Source organism: Clostridium sp. CTA-1, from assembly GCF_054768215.1.
Genome location: NZ_BAAAAP010000024.1, coordinates 43,828 through 56,580, shown reverse-complemented (window position 1 = coordinate 56,580; position 12,753 = coordinate 43,828). Strand labels below are relative to the sequence as shown.

Below are 12,753 nucleotides of genomic sequence, written 5' to 3'. Positions count from 1 at the left end.
CATTAAGTGTAGGAATGAAAAAGCCTTGGATTTGTGGTATGGAGTATTACATAGATGAATTTTGCATAGGGGATGGTTTTCAAGGAAAAGGTATTGGTAGCCTATTTTTGAAAGATATAGAAAAGTTATTATATGATGAAAAAGTAGAGGGAATGATACTAAATACAGAAAGAGATTATCCGTCTTGTAAGTTCTATGAAAAAAATGGCTTTCAAGTCTTAGGAAATCTGATTGTTTTGGGCAAATAAAAAATTGTGAGAACAGACAAATTCCAATTTATAGAGTTGAAATAACATGATTTTAGCTTTAGTTATATCGTATCGTTCTTATTTAATGTCAAACAATAAAAAACGAATAATTATTTTGAATACCGTATTATTCATAATTGAATTCTACGGTGTTTTTACGTTGCAATACAAAGATTATGCATCACAACAGATGATGCTATAAAGTTATTGTTTTATTACGGTTCTGTTAAAGAATATTGCTACTTTCTTAACGTGACATTATTATCCACATATATGGCAACAAATATAAAAGTCAAAAGGACTACCTTATTAGGATAGCCCCTATTTAACTATTTAGGTAGTATTTCTAGACCTGTTTTAAATAAAGTACCTACGTCTTTGCCTAAATCATAATAATTTGAGCCCATCATCATTAGTGGGTTAATTTTTAATGGGTCAGGTTTGCCATCTGTCATACATTCCTCATTAACGTATACAGCTTCTATTTCTCCTAAAAACATTTGAAAATCAAAGACAGGAATGGTTTGGATAACTTTACATAGAAAATTCATCGTGCATTCTTCAGCCATTGGTGCTTTTCCAATTTCATTATAAAATGATGTAAATAAATTAGACTTGTCTGTTTTATGCCCTGATACTATACCACAATAATCGGTCTTTTGAACCAAGTCCGCAGAAGGTATGTTGACACTGAAGTAACCATTTTCCTTAATACCTAAAGTTGTGTAGTGACTATCCTTAAGCGATACATATAGCACTGGCTTAAGGCTTACTACTCCGCATGCACCTACAGTGACATAATTAGGCTTCCCATTCACATCTCCTCCTACAAGTATAGTAGGAAACGGGCCAAAAGGTCTGTTTTGTAATTTAATCTTTTTCAATTTGACACCTCCATTTCTTAATTCCCATGGTAAACAGCATTAATATTATAATGGTAATTCACAAAAAAGTATAGATTTTTCTTTTCAATGAGTTATGCTACTGTAATAGTATGCCCTCAAGTCAATATGTTTATTGTCTTGCTTTTAATGTGCATAGTTCATAATATGAAATAAAGGCGACGTAATTAATGTAATTTAGAGTACGAATAATGCTCTTTGAGAATTTAATAATGCGGTGTTTATAGAATATGTTATAATTAGCTTATATGACATAATTTAGGGGGTAAATATGATAATTATTTTAGGAATAATATGTATAACAATTGGTTTTATATTTAAGGCTTTTCCTCCCAAAAAGATCAATTCTATATGGGGTTATAGAACTATATTATCAATGAAAAATCAAGATACATGGAATGAGGCACATAAATATTCAGCCAATGCTTTTATTGTTTTGGGTTTTGTTTTTGTTCCTTTACAATTTGTTTTAAGTGAATTAAATATTAGTTATGGTTATGAAAAAATAGTACTTTTAGTATGTTTTGTTATTATGATTATTCTTAACGAAGTGCACTTGAAAAAAGTTTTTAATAATGATGGCAGTAGAAAGCTGCCGTATAAATAAAAATTCCAATGCTATATTAAAATATAGTCAGTATCATGAATTAATAAAAATAAATAATAGATTAAAATACCGCATTATTCATTAGAATAGGTGGTATTTTTTATTTTAAGTTAAATCGCAATACAGGCAAACTGATTAATTCTCGCTACAACTTTAAGAAGTGTTTGAAAAAATACTAACTTGAGGTGGGGGTTATGAATAAAATTCAAAAGCCGATTGAAGCATTATTTAATAAAATTTAAGTCACAATTCAAAGATATTAAGTAGTAAAATTATATATTTTTTTATTTTATAAAAGGAGGAGTAGGTTGTGGGGAAAAGTTTATCAGAAATATAATGAATTCCAGGGACTGTAATTATATGTTATAATTTCTGTAGTAGTTAAGTTATGATTGGAATTATATTAGATGCTAAGTAAGTAATAATAGAAAGGATATAACATGATACAATTTTAGTATTGATTAAATTAAAATTGTAATATATAACTATTCCTTATTAAAGTATAAATTTCTTTGAGGTGAAGTTGAGAATGAAAAAAAAAGTAGAATATTTATATGATAAGGATAATATTCTTAAGGTGATAATAAATATTAAAAAAGGCTTCTTAGGAACTAGTGGATATCTTTTGTTTTCAATTTTTATGCTACCAGTGGGACTGTTTATAATTTTGGATATGCTGCTGGAGGCACTGAGTTTAAAACTTTTTCAATGGCCTTTGAAAGATATACTTCTAATGTTATTTGTAGCTGGTCTTGCCGTTTATATAGGGTGTATGTCCCTTTACCAATGGATAAGATATAATTTTGGAAAAGAAATTTTAATACTTAATAATAAAGATAAAAGCTTAAAGTATCAACAATTAGTACTTGGTTTTGGAAAAATAAGAGTTTTTGATTATTGTAATATTTCAAAAATAATAGCGGAATCGGAAGATGGTAGATATGAAAAATATTATTGTTGTTTAATACATCAAGAAAAAAAGTTTAAATTTGGGATTGTAAATGGCATTAAAGAAGGGAACATTATAGCAATGAGGATAAACGATTTTATTATTAGGTGATTAGTTTCAGAATCTCCTTATCTAACGTAATAAATTAAAAACTGAATAATTTACTCAAACACCGCATTATTCAAATTTGAATTTTGCGGTGTTTTTCTGTCATAATCCGAAAATATTCTGAACTAAGTTTAGTCGTGAACAGTCAAGTCTTCCTTATATGCTAATCATATAATTCAAATCAGCACCTAAGATAGCTGTCTTCTCCGTGTGTTTTTTTAAAATAATATTTTTTCAATATATTTACTAGTACTCTTTCGTCAAAAACATAAAAATTAATTATGTGAGGAACAAAATTAAAAGGTTAATAGTACATATCTAAATTAGTTTCTCAGGAATAAACTTAGAGGAAATCCTTTTTATCAATATATAATCAAGTATCAAGAGAACACCGCCACCTATAAGCATTACAACTTTGCTAAGCAAAAGCACACCTGTCATTTGAGCCACTAATATAAGAATCACTGGAATGACAAGAAGGCCGCTTACTTGCTGTGCTTCTTGGAAGGTTTCTGATTTTGACGATACCATCACAGTAAATATTAACGATAATAAATTGATCGCAGGGGAAATCCAAAGTATGATTATAAGCCATTTTACATCTGGAAAAATAAGTTCTCCAAAATAGATAAAACCACCTACATTAAATATGATGCCAAATACTATAAATGAAATCAAAGTCACCATGTAAGAGGGCACAAAAACACCTAAAATCTTGGCTCTAAGCAGTTGTTCCATGGATATTGGTGTGTAAAGCAGAGACTCTAGGGTTTTATGTTCCTTTTCTCCCACAAAACTACTGGCTCCAATAACTCCTGAACACATTATTGGAATTATAAGAAAGTATGATGGAAACATAAAGTTTAGCGTTACTTTTATTAAAAGTTGGGCTGGAGTATATGTTTTATATTCAGAAGGTAATTTTTTTATAAGAGGAGCTATCTTTGTAAACATACTTGAATCATTTCCAATATAGTTAGCACTTATCAATATTGCTAGGGGGATGATTACAATCAAAACAATCGGTACAATAGTCATAGGAATAATAACCCGTTTTGAACTTGTTATTTCATTTATATCTTTATATATCAATGCTTTTTCATTTCTATTCATATTCTAACTACTCCTTAACTATAATTTCACATCATTAGATGTACCCTTTATATATTTAAAGTACAATTGTTCCAAAGACCATTTCTGCTGTACAGCCTCATAAATTTCTCCACCACTTGTCAGTATGTTTTGTATTAGAGTATTTACCTCCTTGTCTCCTGAAATAGATTTGTTATATATATCATTACCTTCATGGATAAATCCAAATTCTTTAGAAATATTTTTCCCTCTAATTTTTAATCGAAGGGCTGCATTTTTCCTTGAAGCAAGTTCATCAAATGTACCTAGACCAAGGATATTGCCGTTATTTATAAAGCCATATAGTGTACAAATATCTTCAGCATATTTTAATTGATGGGTACAAAGAAAGATTGTAACCTGATTTTCCTCTGCAAGTTCTTTTATAAGTCTTGTAACATTCAGTGCATTTTCTGGGTCTAAGCCAGAAGTAGGTTCATCAAGAAATAAAATCTGAGGATCGTGAATTAATGCCAAGCCTAAAGAAATTCTCTTTCTCATTCCTGTGCTGAAAGATTTTACCTTTTTATTCTTTACATCTAGTAACTCTAACCTTTTCAATATAAAATTAGTACGTTCATTAAGTAATTTTTCACCAATTCCATGCATTTTTCCAAAGAATATTAAATTTTCTTCTGCAGTAAGATTTTCATAACAGGAGGAACTTTCGGTCATAACTCCACATAATCTATGGATCTCAAGATCATTTTTCCCCACAGGTATCCCTAAAATTTCAGCATGTCCTAATGTTGCTGAAAGAACTCCATTAAGGATTCTAACTGTAGTGGTTTTTCCTGAACCATTAGGGCCAAGAAAGCCAAATATCTCACCCTTTGGTATACTTAGACTTATATTTCTTAGCGCATTAGTTTGCCCATCATAAGATTTTTTTAGATTCTCTATATTTATTGCATTCACTTTTTTCACCTAACTTTTCTTTCAATTTTTTAACAAGTAAATTATATCGTTCATCTTCTCTTAAGGGTTCAAATGCAGGATTTAGATCAACTGTATCAACAAAACTTTTCTTAATTGTTATCTCATCGACGGGAGTGGTTGTTCCAATAAAATTATTATCTTCAAGCCACTTACCTACATGAGTAAAATATTCATTTTCTTTAAAACTCAATGGAAATTGGATACTGCAAACAGTGTTCATATATCGCTCTAATGCATCTATTGCCTTTTCTTTCTCTTGCTCTATCAAATACCCTTGTGCAGCAACGATATGAATTGCAAAAACGTCATTTGTCAAAATCTCTTTTAACTGAAAAGAATCAATAATCTGAATGCCTTGAGAATAAATCTTTTCAAACAAAACTGGGTCCATCATGTTTAAGGAAAGATAATTGTTTAGAAGTGTTAATGTGTTTATTACATTATTGTAAAGTAGTATTTGATTCACTTTATTTGCCTCGGCAGTTTTCCCCTGCATCTGATACGCATTAATCAGTATGACATCATCTCCTCTATATGGATCTAATTTATTATCCAATAAGCGAATAACTTCTTCGCTATTTCCCAATGCTATCTCTGCCAATGCTTCCATAGTATTTGCATTTTTTATGTAAGAAATGTTTTCTGATTCCTCTTTTATTCTCCTACTTAGCAATATACATTGCTGAAAAATTTCTTTTTTTATTGCATCATTTTTTATCAGATTGGAATAGTTTAATAATAATTGAATAATAGAAAGCAAAAAAGGAAAACAAGAATAGTATTTTTTTATTAATTTATTACACTGTTCCATTACTTCATCAAATGGCTTTACAGCAAATTCATGAGAGAGTTTACTATAAATTTTTTTAATATCTTCCTTTGTAAGTTGTGGAGAATATCCCAATAATTCATCCACTGAAATATTAAAATAAGTTGCAAGCTCAGGAAGAAACAAAATATCGGGATAACTTAATCCAGATTCCCATTTGGAAACAGATGCTTTAGAAACTCCAATGTAATTTGCCAACTGTTCCTGAGTTATTCCCTTTTCTTTTCTCTTATGAATAATGCATTTACCTATATTTAACTCTCTCAAATTTATCACCTCTAATAATATTTTATGTGTTGACCTATTCCCTGTAAATAGATTTGTAGTTGATCTTAGTGGAAAAAGTTAACTAGCAGGAAACTTGTTTTTATAATTAAAGCCCTGCTTTTTTTATTAAGAAAGGCTAATGTAAATAATTTTTAATTCACAATTTCTAAGGATCATAACTCTATATAATGATTATTGCCAATCTAAATTAGATATATGTAGGGATTCTAATCTTTATAGCTCTATTTATTTTATCCGATGACTACCCGCATAGAGGTTCTATGAACGTCATAGAGCTTTTATATGTTATAATTTACTTAAAGTATACAAATAAATTAGAATTTGTCAGTGAGCTAGTTTCGGTTAAGAACAATTTTATTATAATACAATATAATACAAGCTAGATAAATTATGAATTTGAGGTGAAATGCTATGGACAAATATACAAAAGAAGAATTGATAGAAGCACTACGAGTTGTATCCTCAACTATCAGTAAATGTGAAAAAATACAGCCCAAATTTGAGGAGGGTACTTCTCAGCACACACTCCTTGAGAACAGGATAAAAGCGATGTATGTTTCAAAATCATTAATAACAGATGAAAATGTTATGGACAAATATACAAAAGAAGAATTGATAGAAGCACTACGCCCAGTATCTTCAGTTATCAGCAAATGTGAAAAAGCACAGTTAAAATTTGAGGAGGGTACCTCTAATCACAAGCGCTTTAAGAACATAATAAAAGCGATGTATATTTCAAAATCATTAATAACAGATGAAATTAGTAAAAGAGGTTAATTACAGTTTGTTGATGAGCTTATTAGTTCGTAGACTATTAAGTTAAAAAGATAAATAACATATTAGAAAATCGCATTATTCAGAGATGAATTTGCGATATTTTTTACAGTGCAATACAAAGATATCAAGTAGTAAAATTATATATTTTTTATTTCATAAAATTGTTTAACTCAAAATAGTAAATTTAGATAAAGTAAATATCATTTTATATAACAGGAGGAATAAAGATGGACATTAAAAAAATGAAAGAGTATAGAAAAGAGTACAATATTAAACTCATTCAGGCTGATGAATTCTTTAAGGAATTTGGAGAATTGGATGATAAAACATATTTTGCTGGTGCCATTGATAAAAAACACAAAGAACTTATGGGATTAGCGATTTCAGTAGTTAGTCGTTGCAACGAGTGCATTTGTTATCACATGGAGGAGTGTATAAATGCTGGAGCAAGTGTAGATGAAATTATGGAAGCAATTAAGATTGGTGTTATTGGTGGCGGTTCTATTACTTATCCTAATGCAAGATTTGCTTTGAAGGTATTAGAAGAATTTACATCGGAAGAATAAAATATTTAATTCATAGGATTTTAAAAGTAAGTCAGTTTGGTAAGATTTTGAATCACAACAATAAGGTATAGTAAATAAGAGGTGAGATATAAATCCCTTTCACATCATTGGAGGATTGGTATGTAATTTATCAATTAATCCCTAATAGAGAAGCGAAAGTAAAGGTAATAGAAAGTTATCTGCTATTGAATGGAATTAAGAACCCCTTTTTATTAGAAAGAGCATTAAAGGGTAATTTACCTATAGAAGTAAGAGAGAAAATTAAAAAGATATTAAGTTCGTAACATTAAATAAATGTGACGTAACTTTTGAAAATGCAGATACGAATAATGTTCTTTGAAAATTAAATAATACGGTGTTAGGAAGTAAAAATATTTTATATTTATTACTAAAATAACCATTTATTAGTGTATAAATATGATATAATCTCTATTAGTTAAGTCACAGTAGTTATATATGACGAAGTACTGTTGAGTTTATAAGCTTAAATATAGAAAGAGAGAGTGTTAATAATGAAAATTGAATATGCAAGTGAATTGGACTTTCAATTTATACTTGATAATGATAGACATGTATCAAAACAATTAATAAAAAATAAGCTCAAAGAAAAAGAAATTATGATAGCAAAAGACCAAGATAACAAAATTATTGGTTGGTTAAGATATAGTTATTTTTGGGATAACACTCCATTCATGAATATGCTTTATCTAAATGAAAACTATAGGAATAAGGGAATAGGGAAAAAATTAGTTGAATTTTGGGAAACCGAAATGAAAAGTAAAGGTTATGAATTGGTTATGATATCTACCTTATCTAATGAACAAGCACAGCATTTTTATAGAAAATTGGGATATAAAGATGCCGGTAGTTTACTATTAGATGATGAACCTTTAGAAATAATTTTTACCAAAAGTATATAATTATAAATTATTAATTCATACTTTTTTTATTTAACGTCATAACTAAAAAACGAACAATTTATCTGAACACCGTATTATTCAAAGCTGAATTTTACGGCGTTTTTGCGTTACAATACAAATATAAAGCCTAACTATTATATAAAGACTAATTAATACTATTGAAATAACAATACAACTATACTATAAGCTATTGCAACTGTACTTAAAAAATTTATTATAGATTTTGCATCTCTAAAAATTATATATAATCCTATAAAAGTAAATGTGGTATAACTACTGAAGACGATAATATGGATGATGGTCTTTGAAAAGTGAATAATGTGTTGGTAAATAGCAAATATGATTCTATTCTTTATATTGATTGTAATGAATTATATGAGATAATTACCAAAAGTTAATTTAGATAGTCAATAATGATGAAGGCTAATTATACTTGTGCTAAGAGGAGTGATGCTATGTGTAAGAAGTATCCTGATAAAAATACAGCAATAAAAGTTCTTGAGCAGGCAGAAAAGTTAAATCCAGGACCTTGGAAACAACATTCCGAATTTGTGGCTTTAGCTTGTAAAAATATTGCAGAACATTGTACAGATATGGATAGTGATAAAGCATATGTTCTAGGATTGTTACATGATATAGGTAGACGAGTAGGAGTAGTTTCAGAACGACATATGGTTGCTGGATATCAATATTGCATGGAACAAGGCTGGGAGGAAGTTGCTAAAATTTGTATTACACATTCATTTATAATACAAGATATTCATTCAGCAATAGGAAAATGGGACGTTACAAAAGAAGAATATGAGCTTACTGAAAATATTATAAATTCTGCTGTTTATGATGATTATGATCTATTAGTACAATTAAGTGATGCGTTAGCGTTAACCACAGGATTTTGCTTACTTGAAAAAAGGTTTGTTGATGTTGCTTGTAGGTATGGTATAAATGAGTATACTGTTGCAAGGTGGAAGAAGACAATGGAAATAAAAGGTTATTTTGAGAAAAAAATTAAGTGTTCAATTTACGATGTACTTCCTAATGTTAAAGAAACTACTTTTGCATAATATTCTTATTTTAATGCAACAACCGAAAAAAAGAACAATTTGTATGGGCACCGCATTATTGAAAATTGAATTTTGTGGTGTTTTTGCGTGGCAATACAAAGAAATGAAGAACAAAAGCTATATTTTATAAAAACTTTTTTATGCATTAGATTTGCAATTTAAATATTTTTACAAAGAAATATGTAGGGGTTCCCTTCTCAACTAAAGTCGAAAGTTTTTACACTCACATTCTTATGGATAATATAATTAAATTTAAGAAATTTGCACATAATATATGATAAATACACACCAATTATATAAAAATGAGAGATATAGTCTAAGTATAGATGTTGGATTAGAAGAATTTGCCATAATGAGTGATGGGAAAATTTTAAATAATCTTAAATGGAATGTAATAAAAGGTACACTGACTAGGGGGGTGGAACAACCTTGATAGTATGAGTAAACTTGTATCATTAGATATATAGACCACATATATACCATATTATATAAGTTATGGTGATTTATGTGAAAGTTTAGGAGAGAACCATAATGGAAAATAAAAGTAATAATGTGTTAACTACAAACCAAACTATAGCCATAATAGTAGGGTCTATGATAGGAATAGGAATATTATCTCTTCCAGCTGATTTAACTAAAATAGCTGAAAATGATGGGTGGATTGGAGTAGTTATAGGAAGCTTATATCCTTTTTATATAGTACTTTGTTCTATATTAATATTTAAAGATAATTCTTACCACAACACCAATATAGTAAAAATAAGCAAGAACTATTTTGGGAAAATTTTAGGTAGTGTATTTTCTTTTGTATTTGCTTTCCAATTTTTTATTTATATAGTTATTACCACTGCTAGTATAAGTAATTTATTAAGAGTTCATTTAGTTTTATTTTTAGAGCAATATAAATTAGCTATTCCAATACTATTAATTTCAGTATATGCTGCATCTAAAGGCATAAAAGCCTTAGGTATAATAAATGAAATTATTTTTTATGCAGCTATCCCATTAATTTTAATAACTTTTTTAGCAATAAAGCAAGGGAATATTCTCAATATTCAACCTATATTAGGAGCTCCATTTTCCTCTATTTTAAAGGCTAGTATAGAGACTGTATATTCTTTTTTAGGTATAGAATTTATTTTTTTAATAGTTCCTTTAATGGAAGATAAAACTAAGATAAAAAGTTCCTTTTTAAAAAGTACATCAATTGTAGTTGTTGTGTATATATGGCTAAGTTTTATATCCATATATCATTTAGGTCCAGATGTAGCAAAAAATTTGTATTGGCCTACGTTATCTCTTGCAGAAACAATTTATGTACCTGGTATAAGTAATTTTAAACTTGTGTTTATGTTTTTATGGAACAGTATAATATTTCAAACTATTGCTAATCAGAATTATTTTTTCTATTATTCACTGTCCAACATTTCAAAAAAAATAAATCCTAATATCTTATATAGTATAGTATTTATCTTCGCTGCTATAATTGTTAATAGATTAGATAGTTTCATAACTCTTACAAAGATCAATAGATATATTAATATATTTTATTTAACATTTAATTTAATTTTTATAACCAGTATAACTATTATAAAAATTATAAAAAGCAGATGAAAAAATTAACTAACTCTCGAATAAATTTGGGTTTCTTTGTGAGTATTTGTCAATATACCAAGAGAATAAAAGGAGTTTACAACTTTTTATAAAATGTTGTAAATTCAGTGTTATTCCACAAATTCCGATTATACTAATACAACTGAAAAAACGAACAATTTATAAAAAACACCGTATTATTCATTTGAATTCTACGGTGCTTTTACGTTACACTTCAAATATATAAAGCAATAAAATTATATCCTTTTCGTCAGAACTTAGTACAAGTCAAACTTATTGTAAAATACTAGATAAAGCTGTTTTACATTTATTGCAAAAGCAATCCTCCATTAGCATGTAAATGTGATATAATTACCATTATCTAAGCTGAAATAGTAAAATTATATGCAACGATATATATACATCCTGATCATGAAGGTATAGATGCTTTAAATTTGGCTTATCTTGAGTAACTAAATTATACATGCGGAGGTGAAAATAATGAACTTCAATGAAATGAATATTTCAACAGAAAGATTAACATTAAGAGGTATTAAAATTTCTGATGCAGAGTCGATATTTAAATACCGCTCAAATCCACAAATATATAAATTTCAGAGTTGGAAACCACAAACGCTCGAAGAAGTAAAAGAATTTATTTGTGAAAAAACTGCTAAAATTCCGAATATACCAGATACATGGTATCAACTTGTAATTTTGATTAAGGAAACTGATGAATTAATAGGGGATGTAGGAATTCATTTTATAGACTCAGATAACTTACAGGTAGAAATAGGATTTACCTTATCTTTAGAGCATCAATGCAAAGGATATGCTACTGAAGCTGTTATTAGCGTAATAAATTACTTATTTAATAATTTAAAAAAACATAGAATAATTGCTTCAGTTGACCCCAGAAATATAAAATCTATAGCATTGCTTGAAAGAATTCAAATGAGAAAAGAGGCACATTTTAAAAAAAGCTTTTGGTTTAATAATGAATGGGCAGACGATGTAGTATATGCAATTTTAAAAGAGGAATGGGCTAACCAAAAAGCAACAATGGATAAAATGTGAGGTGAGTATATAATTTCTATTGAAAGGAAGTTAATAAAGCTATGAGTATTATTAATCCACGAATTCCAGCAGATCTGATAAGGATAGAAGATTTTTTATCATATGCACAGCCATATTTATATGAGGAGATACCAATAACGCAGACAAAGATTTACGAAGAACATATTGAACATTTTGATTTTTACAAAAGCGAAATCAATACAAGCATTTTCGAAAACTGTACATTCCTTGATTGCAGTTTTGAAGGAGCAAGCTTTGTTGATGTTGTATTCCAAAATTGTAATCTATCAAACAGTAATTTTGCAGACGCATATTTCGAAAGGTGTCAGTTTATTACCTGCAAATGTGTAGGAGTAAATATGAGCGATACTATTTTCAAGCAGACATCTATGCAAGGATCAAATTTTCAGTATTCCTATTTTGATAAAGCTAAAATGACAGATGTTGCTTTTCAGGATATAGATTTCACTGAGGTATCTATAAGTGAAGCTAAATTGAAGAGGTTCAAAGCAAAAAACTCCAACTTTATTAAAAACAACTTCTTTAAGACAATGTTGGCAGGTGTTGATTTTACAAAAAATGAGCTTGTTGCTCCAACGGTATCTTCATCACCCATTGAATTTCAAGGAGCTAAAATCAGTATGGTTCAGGCGGCTGACTTAATTGGTCTTTGGGGAATCATTGTTGAGCAGTAAGTAGATATAATTTTCAAATTAGATAGCCGCACTCCAATTGAATATGAAAGTGCGGCTTAA

At 28.7% G+C, this 12,753-nt stretch carries 14 protein-coding genes; 10 read left to right on the top strand and 4 right to left on the bottom strand.

Going from position 1 to position 12,753, the window contains the following annotated elements; genetic code table 11:
- On the top strand, positions 1-248 hold a 248-nt coding region (locus ACYUEW_RS15880), incomplete at its 5' end, for a GNAT family N-acetyltransferase (RefSeq protein ID WP_460277261.1).
- Positions 249-577: 329 nt separating this feature from the next.
- Here the strand turns inward: ACYUEW_RS15880 and ACYUEW_RS15875 are convergent.
- Positions 578-1,132 (bottom strand): flavin reductase family protein, encoded by a 555-nt coding sequence (locus ACYUEW_RS15875; protein ID WP_265203163.1) that lies wholly within the window; start codon positions 1,130-1,132, stop codon positions 578-580.
- A gap of 289 nt (positions 1,133-1,421) precedes the next feature.
- Here ACYUEW_RS15875 and ACYUEW_RS15870 point away from each other — a divergent pair, with 289 nt between their 5' ends.
- Positions 1,422-1,757 carry an SdpI family protein gene (locus tag ACYUEW_RS15870; protein WP_061319489.1) on the top strand — a complete coding sequence of 112 codons (336 nt, stop codon included), beginning with the start codon at positions 1,422-1,424 and terminating at the stop codon, positions 1,755-1,757.
- Positions 1,758-2,286: 529 nt separating this feature from the next.
- Positions 2,287-2,817, top strand: a complete 531-nt coding sequence (locus tag ACYUEW_RS15865; RefSeq protein ID WP_265203162.1) for a hypothetical protein — start codon at positions 2,287-2,289, stop codon at positions 2,815-2,817.
- Between the two features lie 315 nt (positions 2,818-3,132).
- Here the strand turns inward: ACYUEW_RS15865 and ACYUEW_RS15860 are convergent, their stop codons facing one another.
- From ACYUEW_RS15860 to ACYUEW_RS15850, 3 genes are read right to left on the bottom strand one after another with little or no spacing between them, the layout of a single operon-like run.
- Positions 3,133-3,927: an ABC transporter permease subunit gene (locus tag ACYUEW_RS15860; RefSeq protein WP_043031624.1), complete on the bottom strand. Its 795-nt coding sequence runs from the start codon at positions 3,925-3,927 to the stop codon at positions 3,133-3,135.
- Between the two features lie 18 nt (positions 3,928-3,945).
- Positions 3,946-4,863 carry an ABC transporter ATP-binding protein gene (locus ACYUEW_RS15855; protein ID WP_460277258.1) on the bottom strand — a complete coding sequence of 306 codons (918 nt, stop codon included), beginning with the start codon at positions 4,861-4,863 and terminating at the stop codon, positions 3,946-3,948.
- The gene (locus ACYUEW_RS15850; RefSeq protein WP_265203161.1) at positions 4,823-5,980 is read right to left on the bottom strand and encodes a helix-turn-helix domain-containing protein; all 1,158 of its coding nucleotides are present in this window, start codon (positions 5,978-5,980) and stop codon (positions 4,823-4,825) included. Before ACYUEW_RS15850 ends, ACYUEW_RS15855 begins: the two co-directional genes overlap by 41 nt.
- Before the next feature lie 432 nt (positions 5,981-6,412).
- On the opposite strand from ACYUEW_RS15850, the gene ACYUEW_RS15845 reads away from it, so the two are divergent.
- The 7 genes from ACYUEW_RS15845 to ACYUEW_RS15815 all read left to right on the top strand — a co-directional run bounded on the left by ACYUEW_RS15845 (position 6,413) and on the right by ACYUEW_RS15815 (position 12,693).
- Positions 6,413-6,778, top strand: a complete 366-nt coding sequence (locus ACYUEW_RS15845; protein ID WP_265203160.1) for a hypothetical protein — start codon at positions 6,413-6,415, stop codon at positions 6,776-6,778.
- A 227-nt stretch (positions 6,779-7,005) separates the two neighbouring features.
- Entirely contained in the window at positions 7,006-7,344 is a 339-nt protein-coding gene (locus tag ACYUEW_RS15840) for a carboxymuconolactone decarboxylase family protein (protein ID WP_460277255.1), read from the top strand.
- Positions 7,345-7,856: 512 nt separating this feature from the next.
- Positions 7,857-8,264, top strand: a complete 408-nt coding sequence (locus tag ACYUEW_RS15835) for a GNAT family N-acetyltransferase (protein ID WP_460277253.1) — start codon at positions 7,857-7,859, stop codon at positions 8,262-8,264.
- 455 nt (positions 8,265-8,719) lie between these two features.
- Positions 8,720-9,328, top strand: a complete 609-nt coding sequence (locus ACYUEW_RS15830) for an HDOD domain-containing protein (RefSeq protein WP_460277251.1) — start codon at positions 8,720-8,722, stop codon at positions 9,326-9,328.
- A 531-nt stretch (positions 9,329-9,859) separates the two neighbouring features.
- Positions 9,860-10,942, top strand: a complete 1,083-nt coding sequence (locus tag ACYUEW_RS15825) for a GerAB/ArcD/ProY family transporter (RefSeq protein WP_265203155.1) — start codon at positions 9,860-9,862, stop codon at positions 10,940-10,942.
- A gap of 480 nt (positions 10,943-11,422) precedes the next feature.
- A complete protein-coding gene (locus ACYUEW_RS15820) occupies positions 11,423-11,998 on the top strand; it encodes a GNAT family N-acetyltransferase (protein ID WP_460277249.1) in 576 nt (191 codons plus the stop codon).
- Between the two features lie 41 nt (positions 11,999-12,039).
- Positions 12,040-12,693 (top strand): pentapeptide repeat-containing protein, encoded by a 654-nt coding sequence (locus ACYUEW_RS15815; protein ID WP_265203154.1) that lies wholly within the window; start codon positions 12,040-12,042, stop codon positions 12,691-12,693.
- The last annotated feature ends 60 nt before the right edge of the window (positions 12,694-12,753 follow it).

Excerpts from the sequence above, each read along its gene's own strand:
- ACYUEW_RS15825 (WP_265203155.1), top strand. The coding sequence starts at position 9,860 with ATGGAAAATAAAAGTAATAATGTGTTAACTACAAACCAAACTATAGCC.
- ACYUEW_RS15865 (WP_265203162.1), top strand. The coding sequence starts at position 2,287 with ATGAAAAAAAAAGTAGAATATTTATATGATAAGGATAATATTCTTAAG.
- ACYUEW_RS15845 (WP_265203160.1), top strand. The coding sequence starts at position 6,413 with ATGGACAAATATACAAAAGAAGAATTGATAGAAGCACTACGAGTTGTA.
- ACYUEW_RS15830 (WP_460277251.1), top strand. The coding sequence starts at position 8,720 with ATGTGTAAGAAGTATCCTGATAAAAATACAGCAATAAAAGTTCTTGAG.
- ACYUEW_RS15860 (WP_043031624.1), bottom strand. The coding sequence starts at position 3,927 with ATGAATAGAAATGAAAAAGCATTGATATATAAAGATATAAATGAAATA.
- ACYUEW_RS15835 (WP_460277253.1), top strand. The coding sequence starts at position 7,857 with ATGAAAATTGAATATGCAAGTGAATTGGACTTTCAATTTATACTTGAT.
- ACYUEW_RS15815 (WP_265203154.1), top strand. The coding sequence starts at position 12,040 with ATGAGTATTATTAATCCACGAATTCCAGCAGATCTGATAAGGATAGAA.
- ACYUEW_RS15820 (WP_460277249.1), top strand. The coding sequence starts at position 11,423 with ATGAACTTCAATGAAATGAATATTTCAACAGAAAGATTAACATTAAGA.
- ACYUEW_RS15840 (WP_460277255.1), top strand. The coding sequence starts at position 7,006 with ATGGACATTAAAAAAATGAAAGAGTATAGAAAAGAGTACAATATTAAA.
- ACYUEW_RS15870 (WP_061319489.1), top strand. The coding sequence starts at position 1,422 with ATGATAATTATTTTAGGAATAATATGTATAACAATTGGTTTTATATTT.